Source organism: Paenibacillus sp. GL_099_B, from assembly GCF_057835695.1.
Genome location: NZ_CM174430.1, coordinates 6,429,668 through 6,447,527, shown reverse-complemented (window position 1 = coordinate 6,447,527; position 17,860 = coordinate 6,429,668). Strand labels below are relative to the sequence as shown.

Annotated in this window: 11 protein-coding genes; all 11 read left to right on the top strand. The window is 43.9% G+C overall.

The annotated features are described in order from the left end of the window. Positions 1 to 240 precede the first annotated feature (240 nt). The 11 genes from AC3ITG_RS29405 to AC3ITG_RS29355 all read left to right on the top strand — a co-directional run bounded on the left by AC3ITG_RS29405 (position 241) and on the right by AC3ITG_RS29355 (position 17,857). Complete coding sequence (locus tag AC3ITG_RS29405; protein WP_489252130.1) at positions 241 to 1,080, top strand: flagellar hook-basal body protein; 840 nt, start codon at positions 241 to 243, stop codon at positions 1,078 to 1,080. 12 nt (positions 1,081 to 1,092) lie between these two features. Next, the gene (locus AC3ITG_RS29400) at positions 1,093 to 1,317 is read left to right on the top strand and encodes a DNA-directed RNA polymerase subunit beta (RefSeq protein WP_024632706.1); all 225 of its coding nucleotides are present in this window, start codon (positions 1,093 to 1,095) and stop codon (positions 1,315 to 1,317) included. A 479-nt stretch (positions 1,318 to 1,796) separates the two neighbouring features. After that, positions 1,797 to 2,228, top strand: a complete 432-nt coding sequence (gene fabZ, locus AC3ITG_RS29395) for a 3-hydroxyacyl-ACP dehydratase FabZ (RefSeq protein ID WP_063567749.1) — start codon at positions 1,797 to 1,799, stop codon at positions 2,226 to 2,228. Between the two features lie 57 nt (positions 2,229 to 2,285). Next, positions 2,286 to 4,007, top strand: a complete 1,722-nt coding sequence (locus AC3ITG_RS29390; RefSeq protein WP_489252129.1) for a phospho-sugar mutase — start codon at positions 2,286 to 2,288, stop codon at positions 4,005 to 4,007. Positions 4,008 to 4,246: 239 nt separating this feature from the next. Next, the gene (locus tag AC3ITG_RS29385; RefSeq protein ID WP_489252128.1) at positions 4,247 to 6,268 is read left to right on the top strand and encodes a DUF5693 family protein; all 2,022 of its coding nucleotides are present in this window, start codon (positions 4,247 to 4,249) and stop codon (positions 6,266 to 6,268) included. After that, entirely contained in the window at positions 6,244 to 7,398 is a 1,155-nt protein-coding gene (gene csaB / locus AC3ITG_RS29380) for a polysaccharide pyruvyl transferase CsaB (RefSeq protein WP_489252127.1), read from the top strand. Before AC3ITG_RS29385 ends, csaB begins: the two co-directional genes overlap by 25 nt. A gap of 6 nt (positions 7,399 to 7,404) precedes the next feature. Then, a complete protein-coding gene (locus AC3ITG_RS29375; RefSeq protein WP_489252126.1) occupies positions 7,405 to 8,163 on the top strand; it encodes a WecB/TagA/CpsF family glycosyltransferase in 759 nt (252 codons plus the stop codon). A gap of 372 nt (positions 8,164 to 8,535) precedes the next feature. Then, positions 8,536 to 9,663, top strand: a complete 1,128-nt coding sequence (locus AC3ITG_RS29370; protein WP_408892953.1) for a glycosyltransferase family 4 protein — start codon at positions 8,536 to 8,538, stop codon at positions 9,661 to 9,663. 163 nt (positions 9,664 to 9,826) lie between these two features. Beyond that, positions 9,827 to 13,792: an S-layer homology domain-containing protein gene (locus tag AC3ITG_RS29365; protein WP_489252125.1), complete on the top strand. Its 3,966-nt coding sequence runs from the start codon at positions 9,827 to 9,829 to the stop codon at positions 13,790 to 13,792. 193 nt (positions 13,793 to 13,985) lie between these two features. Next, a complete protein-coding gene (locus AC3ITG_RS29360; protein WP_079695642.1) occupies positions 13,986 to 14,327 on the top strand; it encodes a hypothetical protein in 342 nt (113 codons plus the stop codon). Positions 14,328 to 14,917: 590 nt separating this feature from the next. Further along, on the top strand, positions 14,918 to 17,857 hold the full coding sequence (locus tag AC3ITG_RS29355; protein ID WP_489252124.1) for an S-layer protein: 2,940 nt from the start codon (positions 14,918 to 14,920) through the stop codon (positions 17,855 to 17,857). Positions 17,858 to 17,860 lie beyond the last annotated feature (3 nt).

The following is a 17,860-nucleotide window of genomic DNA, read 5'->3' as shown; positions in this document are numbered from 1 at the left end:
GAGAGACCACGCGGAGCTACTCGCCGCACAAAGAGCGTGCCCAGCTAATATTTAGCCATGTGAAACTATGGCGTAAATATTAGCTGGGCAGTCGCGGCGCACACACACCACCGGCGCTTAGCAAGATCGTACCCCACGCACCCACTCCGCCTGTTTCGGGCGTCCAGAGGGCAGCGCCATCTGGGGCCCTCCCTACCAGGGAGGGTTTGGGAGGGTGAAAACAGGGAGGGTAACCACCGAATGAATAATTCCATGATTAGTGCAATGGTCTCCATGACCGGAATACAGCAGCGTCTGGATGTCATTTCCGATAATATTGCCAACGTGAATACGGCAGGCTATAAGAGTAAGCAAGCAGCCTTCGAAGATGTACTGACACGTGTGCAGCAGCAGCCGGACAAGTACAAGCTGGATGGACGCTCAACCCCGATGGGATACAACCTCGGGTTTGGTGTACGTTTGGCTGATGTGACAAAGGATATGACTCAAGGTACACTCAATGAGACAGGCAATCCTACCGATCTGGCGATTGAAGGCAATGCGATGTTTGCCGTTGAAGCAAATGGTGAGAAAATGTGGACGCGTCAGGGTGCATTCCATTTTGTCCCTGATACAAGACCCAAAACGAATCCCAATGCGCCAGACATGATGGTATTGGTCAATGGCGAAGGCCACTTTGCATTGGATCGTCAAGGTAATCGCATTACGGCACCGAATAACAGCAAGGTTGCATTTGATGAAAAAGGCAATCTGTTGATCCGTCGTGGCAATGAAGCCAATGCAACGATTGGAGCCCAACTGCAACTGGTAGATATCGAGCGCCCTGAAGGGCTTGTGCAGTATGCAGATAACCTGTTTGGTCTGGATGCGGGTCTAACCGAGGATGATGTATTTGGAGCCAATGCAGCTACACGTGAAGCGACAGCCATGATCCGTGCAGGCTACATTGAACAATCCAACGTGGATATGACACAAGAGATGGCTTTGCTGATGCAAGGACAGCGGACCTACCAACTGGCGGCACGTGCGCTGACATCCAGTGATTCCATGGCGGGTCTTGCCAACAATATGAGAGCATAAAAGGTGAATGTGATGACAGATACACAGCAGCAGAACAGCAAGCCGGATAAGACGAAAGTCAAGAAGAAGAAGAGTGGATGGCGCATCGCAAGATGGTTTCTGGTTCCGGTCCTGCTTGTTCTTGCCCTCGCTGGAGGATTGGTGGCTGGCTACGTGGTACTGGGCAAACAGGATATCGGTTCCGTATTGCAGTGGAGTACATGGGAACATGTATATGATTTGGTGTTCGCTCCGTAGATGAACGATATATGCGAAAACTCCTGCGCAGGCAGGAGTTTTCTTTTTGGCGTTGAAAACAGTATAATGATGGATGACGTTTGACGCCAAAAGAGGCCTCCCCTGCGAAAGACATTCGTCATCGCGAAGAGAGACCCCTTATCTCAACCTTCACTACTGCAGTCATGAAGGATATAACTAGTGTTAACTGAAAATATGCTTTTCATACAAATTAAATGAAAAACACATTTATATGAGCATCGACTTCATAATAGGAATGTCCATTTTAGCTCTGGAACCAGTGAAGGGGACGGAATCGATTCTGAAGAAGCGAAGCGCTCGCCTTTGTTTCCGAATGTTATACATCTAAAAATAGTTCAGTAAACATTCGGAAAAAACAGCGATCGAAAGAACGATCCGTACCCGTAACGGCCACCACACGCACACGGCCCACTATTATTGAGAATCTCATATAAATGACCCTGAGAGGAGATTACACTGTGCTCGATATCAAACAGATCCAAGAAATTATTCCACACCGTCCCCCGTTTCTGCTGGTGGACAAGATTGTAGAGTTAGAGGATGGCAAACGTGCCGTTGGATTAAAAAATGTAACCATTAATGAACCTTTCTTCATTGGTCATTTTCCAGAGTATCCGGTAATGCCGGGTGTGTTGATTACAGAAGCTCTGGCACAGGTCGGTGCAGTAGCCATTCTTAATTTGGAAGGCAACAAAGGCAAAATTGGCTTTTTGGCGGGACTGGACAATTTCCGATTCCGTGGACAAGTTGTGCCTGGAGATACATTGATGCTAGAAGTGGAGATTACGCGTCTCAAAGGTTCAATTGGTAAAGGCAAAGCTACAGCCAAGGTAGGCGACAAAGTGGTAGCTGAAGGCGAGATCATGTTTGCACTGTCTGACCCAAGCTAATAATTGTATAGTTCAGCAGTCAATTGAATTTTATATAGAAGGAAGGGGTTTGCAGGAATGGAACAGTTAAGCACAACAGCAGCACAAACATTGCAGCAGTGGTTGGAGGATGCTTCGATTGATGAAGCGACGAAACAGGAGCTTCGTGATTTGCAGGATCAGCCGAAAGAGCTGGAGGATCGCTTCTACAGAAATCTCGAGTTTGGTACAGGTGGATTGCGTGGTGTGATCGGAGCGGGAAGCAACCGGATGAACCGTTATACCGTAGGTCGTGCAACGCAAGGGTTTGCCCGTTATTTGCTGGAGCAGCATGGCGACAGAGAAGGTAAGCCTTCTGTAGTGATCGCACATGATTCCCGTCATTTCTCACCTGAGTTCACACTGGATGCTGCCCTGGTTCTGGCTGGAAATGGAATTGTGGCTAAGCTGTTTACTTCCCTGCGTCCTACACCTCAACTTTCATTCAGTGTACGTCATCTGCAAGCAACCGGCGGTATTGTGGTGACAGCGAGTCATAATCCTCCTGAATATAATGGCTACAAAGTGTACAACCACGAGGGTGGCCAACTGGTACCACACGAAGCGGAAAAAGTAATTCAATACATTCAGGAAGTTCCTTCCCTCGCGGATGTGAAAAAGCTGACACAGGAAGAAGCCGAAGCCCAAGGATTGCTCGTATGGCTTGGGGAAGAGGAAGATCAGGCATTTGTTGATACAGTTGCCAGCCTAAGTCTCAGTCGTGACCTGATTCAATCCGGTGTCGGCCGTGATTTCAAAATCGTCTTCACTCCACTGCACGGAACAGGTAATGTGCCTGTACGTCGTGTGTTGGAACAGATCGGTTTCGAGCAGGTTCACATCGTGGCAGAACAAGAACAGCCTGATGCTGAATTTTCCACAGTGAAATCCCCCAACCCGGAAGAGCGCGAAGCATTTACGCTCGCAATGAAGCTGGGTGAATCCGTGGGTGCAGACATTCTCATCGGTACAGATCCGGATGCAGACCGCATGGGTGCGGTAGTGAAAGACAATGATGGCAAGTATTTCGTACTGTCGGGTAACCAATCCGGAGCCATCATGGTGCATTATGTGTTGAGCCGCTTGCAAGAGACAGGTAAACTGCCGAAAAATAGCGCGGTTGTCAAAACGATTGTAACAAGCGAGATGGGAGCGGTCATTGCCGAGCATTACGGTGCAGAAGTGATGAACACCCTGACAGGATTTAAATATATCGGTGAAAAAATGAACCAGTTCGAAGCAACCGGCAGTCATACGTTCTTGTTCGGTTATGAGGAAAGCTACGGTTACCTGGCAGGCAGCTACGCACGTGACAAGGACGCAGTCCTGGCTGCAATGCTGATTGCTGAAGCAGCTGCTTATTATAAAAACCAAGGCAAAACGCTCTATGATGTCCTGCAAGAGCTATACAGCCAATTCGGATATTTCCTGGAGAAGCTGGAGTCCCGTACGCTGAAAGGCAAGGATGGCGTAGCTCAAATTCAGGCGAAAATGACCGACTGGCGTTCTAATCCGCCACAAGAAGTAGCCGGTATCGCTGTACAAGATGTGCTGGATTACTCTCTTGGCTTGGATGGCTTGCCTAAAGAGAACGTTCTGAAATTTATTTTGGCAGACGGATCATGGTTCTGCCTACGTCCTTCGGGAACAGAACCGAAGATCAAAGTATACTTCGCCGTGCGCGGAGAGAACCTGGAAGACGCCGAAAGCCGTATTGAGCGTTTGGCTACTACGGTGATGACGCGTGTAGACGCACAATAAATACGAATGCAGTACTGTGCAAGAACATGAGAAAGCCTCTCCGCACCGTAAGGTTGGTTGGCGGAGGGGCTTTTCTTTTAGGTAAAAAGGGTGAATTCCTAGGTCTATTTTGGATGAATTGCGGATAGATGCACGTTTGTTGACACAAGCTGTTTGTATCCGGTATTTATTCACTATTATGCAATGAAAATCATGAGCTGAACGTGCTTTTGGTTCCAACACTTGAGGAGGTACATGTAGTGCGTCAAAAATGGCTTTATTGGAATACCGCTTCACGGAAGTGGCTGTGGATTGTTGTCATTATCGGTTTGATTGCTTCCATTCCTGTCATCAGTGATCGGGTACAGACGGAATCTTCCGCCAAAAAGGTGGAGCTTGTCTTCAATTATCGGGGGCTATTGGATATCTCGGCTTATCAGGCCCATCCGCAAGACTTTATGAATGAACAACTGACTCGGTTGAAAGACGCCGGAGTGACAACCATGGCGGTGTTCGAAAGTACACTGGATGAGTTGAAGAAGTCCCGCCGTCTGATGGTATATAACGGGCAGGATATTGCGAACATGACCAAAAATGTCATTCCTGCTAACGATAATTACACGTATGTGCTGTTCACGAACGAGGAAAATGCACAAACGTATACCCCTATCATTGAACAAACGTTCGCCGATCGGGAGATTCCTGTGCTTCCATGGGAATATGAAGGTCGTAGCGGCTTAATATTGCAGACTCCACCGGAGAATGCCAACATGCAGCCTTTGCAACCAGATCCGGTTGCCGTGAAGATGCTGCGTGATAAAGGATTTTACATTTTGCCACGGATCTCAGACAGTGTGCCTTATAATCAGGAATCCATGGAACGCCTGCTTACCTTCTTCGAAGAGAATGGGGTAAAGCGCATCTTGTTTGATGGTGATGCTGTGAAAGGGTACAATGATAATGCAGAGATGAAAAGTATCGATATGTTTGCCCAGTTGCTGAACAAGCACCATATTGGACTGGCGGCTATTGAGAATTTGAAGAAACCACAATCCGGTTTTGAGACTCTCTCATATAAAATTGACTACAATGTAACTCGTCTGTACTCCTTAAGTGACGGGGATGCCAATCTGGATGTAGACACCATTGCTGACCGTTTTGTTTTGGCTACCAAAGACCGCAACATTCGTATGCTCTATATGAATGCTTCGCCAAGTCAGAATACGGCCAAAGCCATGATCACCAATCCGATTGATAATCTGATCAATAGTTTGGGTGAGCCTGGTCATGCGATTGAACGTATGGGCAAACATGGCTTCGAACTGGGACAAGCCGAAGCGTTTACGGTGAAAGATTCTTCCATTCAGCGTTATGCCAAGCTGGTTGCCCTGATTGGTGCAATCGCAATGATTTCGCTTATGGTTTCATATTTTGTACCACTGCTGACATTGCTGGTATTTGCGCTGGCACTGGTGGGCAGTGCCGGATTGTTCTTGCTCAAACCGACGTTGCTGGAGCAAGGAATTGCCTTACTGGTCGCAATTAGTGCGCCAACCATTGCGATGGTGCTGGCGGTTCGTACAGTGAACTATCAGCAACAGCGTCAGCCAGACGCGCCTGCGGGTCGCCGGTTGGCACAAACGATATTCTTATATGTAAGAACGTCGATTCTGTCGTTCCTGGCGGTACCTTTTGTCATCGCGTTGCTTAACAGCATTACGTACAGTCTGGTGATTAACCAGTTCCGAGGCGTGAGCCTGTTGCACTTTGCACCTATGGCGCTGGTAGCGATTTATATTGTGTTTTACCGTGGTTCGGGTACGTTCTCCATTAAGCAAATTAAGAACCTGCTTCGTACTCCGATTACCGTTGTGATGGTTGTATTAGCACTTGTTGCTGCCGTTGTTGGGTATTACTATTTGAGTCGTACAGGCAACTCGGGTTCGGTTACGCCTTTCGAGATGTTCCTGCGTGTTGTGTTGGAAGACACATTCGGCGTGCGGCCAAGATTCAAAGAATTTATGCTGGGACACCCGCTGTTTATCGTTGGCGTGTTCGCCGCTTTAAAATATCGTAAAGTCATCTTTGTGCTCATTATTGCAGCAATTGGACAATTGTCCATGGTGGATACGTTCGCGCATATCCATACGCCAGCTGTGTTGTCACTCATTCGTGGAGTGATGGGATTGGGACTTGGCTTAATCTTCGGTATCGTTGCTGTGGGTGTGTGGCAATTAGCGGAAGGATGTTGGAAAAAATGGTCACCACTTCTCAAAAGTTAGTCATCTCGGGATATTACGGATTCCGCAATAGCGGAGACGAAGCGGTACTAAAGTCAATTTTGATGGCGCTGGAAGAGGAGAGTCACAGATCGAATGTCACGATTGAGCCGATAGTGCTCTCCGGTGACCCGGAGTCGACCACTTCAATGTACGGTGTACGTTCAGTACATCGGATGAAGTTGAAGGAGGTTCGCGAAGCGATCAAGGAGAGTGACGGTTTAATTAGTGGAGGAGGAAGTCTGCTGCAGGATGCAACCGGACTGAAATCCATCCCTTACTACCTGGGTGTCATCAAACTGGCCCAATGGTTGAAAAAACCAACATTTATCTATGCGCAGGGCATTGGACCTGTAAATCGTAAAATTTTCAATCCAATGATTCGATCCGTCTTCAAAGCTTGCAATTATGTATCTGTGCGTGATGAACAATCCGCTGAATATTTGCGCGGGCTCGGATTGCAGTGGAATCAGATTCATGTGGTCCCTGACCCGGTGATGGGTCTGCCACTGCCTGAAGCCAGTGCGGAAGAAGTACGTTCAGTCGCGCTTAATGCTCAAGGAGCAAGCGTTCATACCAAACTCCCTGTGATCGGCGTTTCGGTACGTTTCTGGGAGTCGGATCGTAAAGAACTTACAGCGATTGCTGCTGGACTCAAGAAGCTTTGCTCCAAAAAAGCCGTTCACTTGCGCTTTATGCCATTTCACTTACCGATTGATGAGCAGGCTTCACGTTTTGTCATGGAAATGCTCGGTGACCTCGGTAACAAGGGGAGCGAAGTCAGTATTACCAAGGATCTCACTGATCCCCAACTGATGCTGCAGGAAGTAAGCAATTGTGATGTCGTTATCGGCATGCGTCTGCACAGTCTGATCTATGCAGCATCACAGTATGTTCCACCCGTTGGTATCTCGTATGATCCGAAGATTGATCAGTTCATGCTGCGTCTGGATAGTGAAACCGTGGGCAGTACGGATGCGCTGGATGGGGATAAGCTGGCGAAGACGGTGGCTAACCTGTTGGATCAGCGTTCACAGTGGCTGAAGGAACATGAAGAAGGCATCACCGAATTGAAGCAGGAAGCCAAAGTGCCTGCTCAGCAAATTATTAAATATTTAGGCCGCAAAGGGTGAAATAAGATGAATCAGACCGGACCAATACCTACCGTTTCAATCTATGGTATTCCTTTTTCCAAACTAACAATGAAAGAAACGGTGGAGGTTCTACGCCAAGCAGTGCTTACAAAACAGCCGCACCAAGTCATTACAGCCAATCCCATCATGGTCATGGCCGCGCTGGAGAATCCAGCGATGATGAAGGTTATGCAGTCTGCGGAAATGATTGTTCCTGATGGAACAGGGGTTGTATGGGCTGCCAATTATTGTGGGAAGCCTGTGGCAGAGCGGGTACCTGGATTTGATCTTTTACATGAATTGCTGCGTGTTGGAGAAAACTATCGGTGGGGCGTGTATCTGCTCGGTTCCACACCTGAGGTGATTCAAGAAACGGCAGTTCGGTTACAAGAGCAATATCCGGCGATTCGAATTGTAGGTTATCGTGACGGTTATTTTGGTCCGGCTGAGGACGACCAGGTTGTCGCTTCCATCCGTGAAGCTGCACCTGATCTGCTGTTTGTTGCACGTGGGGCAGACACGCAGGAACCGTGGATTCACAAGTACAAAGACGCGCTTCAAGTTCCCGTTACCATGGGGGTTGGAGGTAGTTTTGATGTGATCTCGGGTAAAACCAAACGTGCACCTAAAGTGTTCCAAAAGTTAAGACTGGAATGGTTTTATCGTCTGCTTCGCGAACCTAGTCGGGCTGGCCGAATGCTTGCGCTTCCGAAATTTGCTGTCAAAGTGATGCGGGACAAAGAAAACGTGACTAAAGTCCGTTAAAATTAGGCTTTTACGCTTAAAATGCACGTTTTTGCTAAAAATTGAGGTTGGCATTTCGCCTGTGATCAGCGTATAATTCATTCCGAATTACATGTGTGCCACTCAAATAAAAACTTTTAGTTGCACATGGCCACTCCGATGTCAGAATAACCTTTTGATCGCTGTTATCCCTGGATTTCTTTTATCAACCTTTGTAAGGTTGAAATCCCGTGATAAAGGCGAACGCTTCGCTTCTACAGGTTATTTCTGCCCTCTCCGTTCTGGTGCAAATGGTTTTTTTATTAAAAGTGACGAACAATAATTTATATATAAAAAGAGATCAGGGGATTTATAATTTCTTACAGGTATTATAATTGGGGGTCGAATGTTCAAATGGTAGCGATCTTTATCATTGGATTTATCGTGTCAATGGGACTGGCTCTTGCCCTGACACCACTTGTCAAAAAGTTCGCAGTCAGAATCGGAGCAATGGATACACCGAATGCACGTAAAGTGCACACTCGGATTATGCCGCGTCTTGGTGGTCTAGGGATTTTCCTGGCCTTTATCATTACGGTTGCTGCACTGCTTCCTTTTGTGTCAGCATGGTTTACGACAAGAGATATGAGCTTTGTCAGTGCTTTTCTGATTGGTGGATCGATCATCGTACTGATTGGTGCGTTGGATGATCGTTTTGAACTGTCAGCCAAAGTGAAGCTGCTCGGACAAATTGTTGCTGCTGCTGTAGTCGTATTCGGATTCAACATCCGTGTAGACTTCGTCAATATTCCTTTTCAGGATGCGTACTCCTCACTGGAAGCTTGGGTGTCCATTCCGCTGACGATTCTCTGGATTGTTGGTGTAACAAATGCGATTAACCTGATTGATGGTCTGGATGGTCTGGCTGCCGGTGTGTCCGGTATCGCCATTGGTACCATTGCCGTGATGTCCTTCTTGATGGGTAACATGATGATTGCCTTGATGTGTCTTGTACTGCTTGGTAGTATTGTTGGATTCTTGTTCTTCAACTTCCACCCGGCCAAGATCTTCATGGGGGATACGGGATCACTATTCCTTGGCTTCTCTCTGGCAATGCTGTCCATGCTCGGATTCAAACAAATTGCTGTCGTGTCCTTCATTACACCGCTGATCATTATCGGTGTGCCGCTCTCGGATACCTTCTTCGCGATCATTCGTCGTGCGGTACAACGGAAACCGATTTTCTCACCGGATAAAGGTCACTTGCATCACTGCTTGCGTGAGCTTGGATTCAGTCACCGTCAGACAGTGCTGATTATCTACGGTATTGCCGCATTCTTCGGTGTACTGGCAATTATCCAATCTTCCGCTGCGATGTTCGAAGCCAACTGGGTAACGTTCGTCGTGATCTGTATCATGATGTTCTTCCTCCAGGTGGGTGCAGAAGTCATCGGACTTGTAAGCAAAACCAGAAGGCCGGTCATTAACTTCCTGATGCGTATGCGCGTCAAGATGAACCCGGAAACCCGCTCGAAATCCTAAATAGAAACGCTCGTTTACTGATCTTATTGAATATTCTTTCAACCCAAACCTTGTCCTTCGTGGACAAGGTTTTTTGTTTATTTTGCTGTTTTTACTAAATAATTGGAACCTTTCGGCCGATATATAACGGTAACTGACTTAAAAAGAGGAGAGATGATACGTAATGCAACAAAAGAAACGGCCGTTGGCATGGATCATGTTGGTCGCTATGGTGTTCTCATTGTTCCCACAGGGTCTGTTCGGTGGGGCCGTTGCTTCGGCTGCGGACGGTGACGGTACAGGATCTAACGCATATTCAACTTACTTTACGCCAGATATTAAGGTATTAAGGGAAACATCCGTTCTGTCTTTGGTTTCAGGAGAGACAGGCAAGAAATTCCTTTCAAGAAGTAACGCATATACCACATCAACTTCAACTATTAGTATCTCAGGTTCATATGCATTTGTTTCGAAAGATACGATGAAAGTAAAAGTAGAGCAGTTGAATTCCACGACTGAAGGCAATGTGGATAAGTGGGTTCCAGATGAAACGAAATCCATTACAACTGCAGTCACTGCAGATAGCAGTGGGAACAACAAGTATAATGCAAACAACCTTACATTGTTTCCTGGATTCAACAAGGTTACCTTCTTAGGAGTACAGGGTTCTGTTGAACGTTCGGATACATTTTATGTTTTATATGACCAAGCTCCCTTTATAGAGAACTTCAAAATTTCCACGGTTGTTTCTGGAGGTACAGGGAATGCAACCTACGACCTTAACGCAGGTTCTGAGACAGTCGTTAATACGGAACGTGTATCTATCCAAGGTAAGGTGCAAAACGCTACGCAGGTTACCGTTACAGTAAATGGTGGCGATTCTTTTGATTCGGCCATGCTACAAGATGGATCGTTTTTCTTGCCACAGCTTAAGCTTAAAGCAGGAATAAATACGTTGAAATTTAAAATATCAAGTGCATCAAACTCCATTGAAACGGAGCGCTCGGTGTATTATTTTGATAAAAACCAACCTTTCACCAAGCTCGACTTAACGGTAGGAACAGAGACGCAATCCATATTGAATGATGCAAATCCGAATTTTACAATAGCGGAACAAAAAGAAGGCAAATTGTCTGGACAAGCATTATTGCCTTATTCAGCTAGTAGTTCGGATTTTAGTCCAACGAATGGAACGATTACACTATCAAATAGCAATATAGCTCAACCTACAACATTCACTTTTCAAGTAACCAAATCAACAGCAATCGCAGGAGCAGATGGGATTAGTTTGGAATATCGACTTGTGGATTTTGTAGTGGACACACCTTTCAAAATGGAGCTGGAAGAGGGCGGGACTGATGTCAAGAAGAATCAGGAAGTGAAAGTCAGCCTCACTTATGGTAATTTCAGCACAGGATTTACTGGAGGATACGTGTATTCGCCAGGTTCCCAAGATATCTTAAATATGTACTACCTTCCGGATTACAAAAGTGGCCCGATAGAGTCCAAGACCAAACTGGATGGATCACGAGTGAAAAGCGACACATTCTTCATTTTGGTTGAATCCAGCAAAGATATTGATGCAGCAGAATTATTTGGTGAATACCTTCCTACAGGAACTACAAAACTGAAAATCGCTGCAGTAACAACAACAGATGACATGAAACTAGAAAGTACGCAACAGATATATCAAATCTCAGGCTTCATTCCTGGAGAACAACAAATCCGATTTTATTTCGGCAAACCGACCGACTTGCCAAAAGTAGTCAAGATTTCTTATTCATCTGTTAGTTCGATCTATGTAGAGAATTTGCAAGATGGACAGACTTATAGTTTTGACTCGAAGAGTACGGAACAGACAATGTCTGTTAAAGGTAAGTTTATCGGCTTTAAGACGCTGGGGAATGACTTTAAACCCGAGCTTGTAGTGAATGGTAAGGTGCTTAAAGACACTGAATATACAAAGGTTTCAACAGGCTTCCCGGACAGCAATGGTGATTTTTCCATTAAATTAAAAGTGCTGAAAGAAGGTCCTATTGTATATGGTGAGAACACGATTGTGATTCGTGCAATCGATGAGGATGCCAACAAACAGCCTACAACCATAACAACAACGCTTAGAATCAATGTTATTGATACGAACCAATCAACAGTTACAACCTTTATGCCTACTCTGGTTCCTAAGGATTCCAGACAACCTTTTGTTGATAAGGCTCTAACCAGTTATACACAGGACGAACTGAAGAAAATCTTCGCGGTTACGCCTGAATTTGCATTCAAAGAAGATAAATATGTAACAAGTGAAGAGAATTATGATCTTGTGATTAATGGCGGTGGAGCGCAAATTGCTAACGTTTATTTTGGCTCCAAACTAGTGTTTACCCATACACAAGCTACTGATCGTGTACTACAAACGAATAAATTAGGTGAAAATGGCATGCCTACATTTGATTTTGTAGGTAATGAAAATCAGTTCTTCGTAAGAATTCAAAACCTGAAATTTGATGCACCTGGAACGCACGTATACACACTTGAACTTATTAATAGAACAGGTGCCAGAACAACCCAGCGCTTAGAGATTGTACGTGAACCATCCTCTTATCGCATTCTTGCTCCTCAGCCAACCGTAGGAGATAAGATTGTTGTTAATAAAAACTTTGTGAGATTCGATATTGAGGCAGAAGGGGCTACTCAAGTACTGATTGATAAGCAGCCTGCTGTTAAACGTACTGATTCTAACAATCGTTTTGTACTGGACTACGTAGGTTTGAAACCTGATAAAAATAACGCAATCAAGATTCAAATTACCCGTCCGGGTGGAACAATTAATGACACAGTCAATGTATTCTATACATCTACAATTACAACGGATACGCAATACATGGCTCCGAAAGTGGCCAATAAATACACTGTATTTAATAAGGAGCTGCAGCTTTCACTTCCGAAGGGGACGGTTCTGCAATCCACAACAGTAAGAAATATGACCAAGTTCTATCCAGATAACAAGATTTTGTTCGGAATTGCTGATCCGGATAAAGGGATTGTAGAGAGAAAGAATGACTACGGTAACTGGATCGGATCTCCGGATGAAGGTAGTGAAAATGCACAAAGTTTCATTACTGTATCACCTGAGCTTACTGGTTTGTTCAGTTCAACACTCAATACAAGCAACTTTACGCCAATCTCTGATATTTACTGGATTCACGGTGGTATTGGTGAACTTGGAGATAAAGGAGAAAGTGGTTATAGCGCGGGTACCAATGGTTTGGCTCCTTATAGTCTGGAAGGCAACTTCACGCAATATGCTGCTGAGAGGATCTTAACCCCATCACAAAGAGGAAGCCTGACGATCGCTTACGATCCTTCGATCGTAGACGATGTAGGTTCTACGATTACTGTATTCAGATACTCAGACAAAACCAATGTAGGCAAGTGGATTCCTATTGGGGGAGTCGTTGATACAAAAGGACACACGATTACGGTACCATTTGATGAATTCGGATACTATAAAGTAATGAAATTGAGCAGAAGTTATCCTGATATTACAAACCACCCATGGGCTCGTAATTTGCTTAATGCTTTGTATTCCAAAGGAATTATGAATCCATTGAGAGCAAGTTCTTTTGGTGCAGATGATCAGACAACTCGTGGAGAATTTGCAACGTTACTCGTTAGAGGTCTGGATATTCCGTTAAATTATGCGAACCAACAAACGTTCCAAGACGTATCGATCAGTACCAAGTCCGATCGTTGGACCTACGAAGCTATTGAGACAGCTGCTCGGGCAGGTATCGTTACGGGGTTGAGTGATGGATATTTCCAACCGGAAATGCCAATTACACGTGAACAGGCAGCCGTTATGATTGCTCGTGCAATGAACTCCAAATTGGCAACGAACGACAGTAAACTAGCTGCAACGCTTGGAAAGTCATTCCTGGACTCAGGTTCTATTGAATTCTATGCTCGTCCTGCTGTGCTCGCGATAACCAAAGCGAAAATCATGGAAGGAAGCCCGGTCACGGTGCCTGGTGCAACCAAAGCTCAGTATCAGTTCAATCCAAAGGGTAATATGACTCGTGCAGAAGCTGCCAAAATTGCAGTTGAATTACTTAAGAAGAGCACAAAGCTGTTCCCTAAAAACTTGAGCTAATCCGTCTAGAAAACTATTCAATTCTGAAAGACCTGTCCCTTGGACTAAAGGGACAGGTCTTTTTATCAACTGGTAAAGAACACTTTTATAATAGAAGAAATCTGTTTTTTACCAATATCTATTTTTGTAATTTGCTAGAGATTAAGATACAATAGCGGTAAATACACAATGATCTAGAGGGTGAAGTTAGCTAATGAAACCGATTTATTCGAAAGCCCAGCTGGGCTACATGAAGGCAAAGACACAGTTCGAGAAACAAGCAGTCATTCTGGAGAAGAAAATAGAAGATACACGTAAAACGCAGGAAGTTTCCCAAGAAGTGATGGAAGGGCTTGTCAAGGCGACTGGCTTCCATGATGCGTATAACAATTTGGTTCTGGCTGAGAATGACTTAATCGAATGGTCTCATACCACGATGAAGCATGAAAAGACATACCGGGAAAATAGACAACCCATTGACGACATGTATCTGAGATTGAACAGTGATCCGAATATGCGTGCTCAAATTATTGATCTTGCGATGAAAATTCGCTAAGTTATAGAACCAGAGCATTACGAAAGGCATTCCATATGGAATGCCTTTTATTTATTTTCTATTTAGAAAAATTTGTCGCTTCATGCAGCGAGTTATAGGGTATATATAAACGTCCCCATCAGTCCAGACACAACATAATCTCATGCAAACTGCTTCATCATTGGTGGTCTAAAGGTTTTGAACCTCGCATTTACCCGCACTGCATCAATACATAAATAAGTTCAAAACTTTTTTTGCTGAATCCGCAACTTTTTGAAATCTTCTGCGTTTAAGATGTAGAGTCAAAAACATTGGGGAACTTACCAAGAATGACCTCGTGAAGAATCTTGTCTATTTATTAGAAAAAATTGCTTTACGGCACGGAAGACCCATTGTATAATACGTAAGGTAGGATTAGGAAACTACTCTATTTTCGTATGGATCTATCATTATTCTCGTTTACAAGTTTCTGTGATATGCTCACAGACATCATTTATATTAACTTGCTCATGACTCTGGAAAGGGGGTGCGACAATAGAATGAGGAACACGAGCGACCCTATTAAAGAAAATTCCAATGTTATGAACGCCCAAGGAGGAGAAAAAAAGGTTATGAAGAAAATTTTATCCGTAGCTCTGTCTACAGCAATGGCATTCTCAATGTTTGCATCTGTAGCATTCGGTGATACAGCGGTTTCGCCACAACAACAGTTTGATGCATTGAAAGCAAAAGGTGTTTTCACTGGTTACCCAGATGGAACAGCTGGTTTGGACAAAGAGATGACTCGCGCTGAGTTCGCAAAAGTTATCACTAAATTGCTTGGCCTGAAAGAAATCACTGGTGTATATTCTTACAACGATAAAAACTACAATGCTAAAAACTGGGCTGCTCCTTACATCGAAGCAGTAACAGCTGCAGGCATCATGGAAGGTAAAAACGTTGAGAAGAAAATCTTCGACTTCAACGGTAAAGTAACGATCGAAGAAATGGCGAAAGTTCTGACAATCGCTTTGGACCTCGAAGTTCCTACTGAAACTAACAACACAGCAACAGCTTGGGCTAAAGGTTATGTTCAAGCAGCAATCAACGCTGGTCTGCTTGACACTAGCTTGAACTTCCAATCTAACGCTTCCCGTCAATTGCTTGTAGGCGCTGCTTACGCAATTGATCAAGCTCAAAGCTTGAAAGTTGCTTCTTATGAAGTAAGCGAAGCTGGTAAAGTTGTTACTTTCAAAATCAGCGACGGTGAATCCGTTAAAGTAACTTTGGATAAAGCTCTCGAAGCTAACAAAGAAACTGAAGTGAAATTCACTTACAAAGATAAAGAGTTCACTGAGAAGGTTACTTATGTAGTAACTGAAGCTACAAAATTGCAATCCGTATCTGCAGACAACTTGAAAGAAGTTACTGTTAAATTTGACGGTAAAGTTGATAAAGCTACTGCAGAATTGAAAGATAACTACAGATTGAATGCTAATCTGACTGTTAAATCCGCAGTACTGAGCGCTTCCGCTAATGAAGTGGTTCTGACTTTGGATCAAGATCAATCTTTCAAAAACCAACAAAAATACACTGTAACTGTTACTGGCGTTAAAGCTGGTACTAGAACAATTGAAGCAAGCAATGTTGAATTTACTCCGGTAGACAACAAGCTTCCTGAAGTTGTAAGTGTAACTGGTTTGGGAACTAAAGCAATCAAAATCATCTTCAGCGAGCCTGTAAAACAATCTTACACAAACAACTTCCAAGTTGATGGTCAAGGTTTCTACAGCTCTCCAAATGTTGAAGGTCGTGAAGTGATTCTGAAATCCAGTTCTGCACTGAGTGTTGGTGAACACACACTGACAGTAACTGGTGTTGAAGATTTCGCAGGTTTCAAATCTTTGAAATCCGACCACAAATTCTCTGTTGTTGAAGATACTACTGCTCCAACAATCGCAGAAGCTACTGCAACTTTGGAAAAACTGACTGTTACTTTCAGTGAAGATATCGATGATTCTACACTGGACAAAGCTAACGTTTACCACAAACGTGGCGATTCCAAAATTACTCCTAGCAGCGTAGTTAGATTGTCTGCTAACAAATATGAGTTCTATTTCGATACTGATAAAGCCCTTCCTTCTTACGAAACTACAATTTTCGTAGAGAAAGTAAAAGACTTCTCTGGTAACGAAATTACTCAAACGTCCAAACTGGTTAAAGCTGAAATTGATACAGAGCGTCCACAAGTTCTGGATGCACGTGTAACAACTGGAACTAAAAATCAATTAGCTTTGACATTCAGCAAACCACTTGCTAGTCAAGATTTTCTGAAATTGATCACTGTTAAAGATAAAGACGGTAAAGTTCGTCAAATCTCCAGTGTAACTTTCAAAGATTCTTCCACTAAAAACATTCTGTTGGTTAATTTCTTCTCGGATCTTCCAGAAGGCACTAACACTTTGAATATTGCTGGTGTTAAAGACGCGACTGTTCTGGGTAACGTAATGCTGGATTACACAACTACATTTAATGTAGGTGATACTACAGCTCCTAAAGTTGCTTCTGTTTCCTTCAATGTATCTGACAACAATCGTCGTGCGGTTATCGTATTTGACGAAAAAATGGATCCAGAATCCTTGTTGAATCGTGCAAATTACTCTTTGACTTTTGATAACAAAGAAATCGGTTTGCCGAGCGATGCTTACCTGTCAGTAACACAAGATGGTAAAGCGGTTGTAATTGAATTGCCTGTAACTATCGGAGGCCAAGATGTAACTTCTACTCTGCTTACAAAAGTTAGAGTACAAGGTGTTAAAGACGTAGCTGGTAACTACTTGGCTGGATTTAACACAGTATTGAATCTTGCAGACTACCGTTATATCAGCCTTAAAGATTATAACGATGCAGGAAATACTGCTTCCCTTACAGCTAAACGTGAAATCAAAGTTAAATTGAATCAATCTGTTTCTCGTGTTGTTAACAAAAATTCAATTACTGTAAATGGATATGGTGTGACTGATGTTGTTGCTAATGATACAGACACAGTAACAATCAAATTGGACCGTGACGTTTATTCTCCAGCAGGTTTGTCTGTACAATTTGATGGTACTAAATTCATCGGTGCTGCTCAAAATGAAATTGCATTCAACAGCGCAACACCAATTGTGATTTCTTCTAACATCAAAGATGAAGTTAAACCTGAAGTTGCAGCTAACCAAAATGTATATGCTACAACAGTTACTGGTTCCACTTACAGTGTTACTGTAAATGTAACAGAGAACTTGGATAGCACAACAGCTCTTGTTGGTTTGTATGCTCAAGATCTTATTGTAACTCGCTTGTCAGATAACAAAGAAGTACCTGCCAACACTGGCCAATCTGATTTCAAATACAATGTAGTTCAAGTAGTTGCTGCAACTGCAACTACACCTGCTCACTTTATCGTTGAGATTGTTGACGCTAAAGGTAGTGCAAATGGTTACTCTATCGAAATCAAGGATAACGCTAAGTATATCCAAGATACTCAAGGTAACGTAATCACAGCTAAAGGTGCAGTTAGAACTCAATAATCA

Excerpts from the sequence above, each read along its gene's own strand:
- AC3ITG_RS29405 (WP_489252130.1), top strand. The coding sequence starts at position 241 with ATGAATAATTCCATGATTAGTGCAATGGTCTCCATGACCGGAATACAG.
- AC3ITG_RS29400 (WP_024632706.1), top strand. The coding sequence starts at position 1,093 with ATGACAGATACACAGCAGCAGAACAGCAAGCCGGATAAGACGAAAGTC.
- AC3ITG_RS29390 (WP_489252129.1), top strand. The coding sequence starts at position 2,286 with ATGGAACAGTTAAGCACAACAGCAGCACAAACATTGCAGCAGTGGTTG.
- csaB (WP_489252127.1), top strand. The coding sequence starts at position 6,244 with ATGGTCACCACTTCTCAAAAGTTAGTCATCTCGGGATATTACGGATTC.
- AC3ITG_RS29375 (WP_489252126.1), top strand. The coding sequence starts at position 7,405 with ATGAATCAGACCGGACCAATACCTACCGTTTCAATCTATGGTATTCCT.
- AC3ITG_RS29370 (WP_408892953.1), top strand. The coding sequence starts at position 8,536 with ATGGTAGCGATCTTTATCATTGGATTTATCGTGTCAATGGGACTGGCT.
- AC3ITG_RS29365 (WP_489252125.1), top strand. The coding sequence starts at position 9,827 with ATGCAACAAAAGAAACGGCCGTTGGCATGGATCATGTTGGTCGCTATG.
- AC3ITG_RS29360 (WP_079695642.1), top strand. The coding sequence starts at position 13,986 with ATGAAACCGATTTATTCGAAAGCCCAGCTGGGCTACATGAAGGCAAAG.
- AC3ITG_RS29355 (WP_489252124.1), top strand. The coding sequence starts at position 14,918 with ATGAAGAAAATTTTATCCGTAGCTCTGTCTACAGCAATGGCATTCTCA.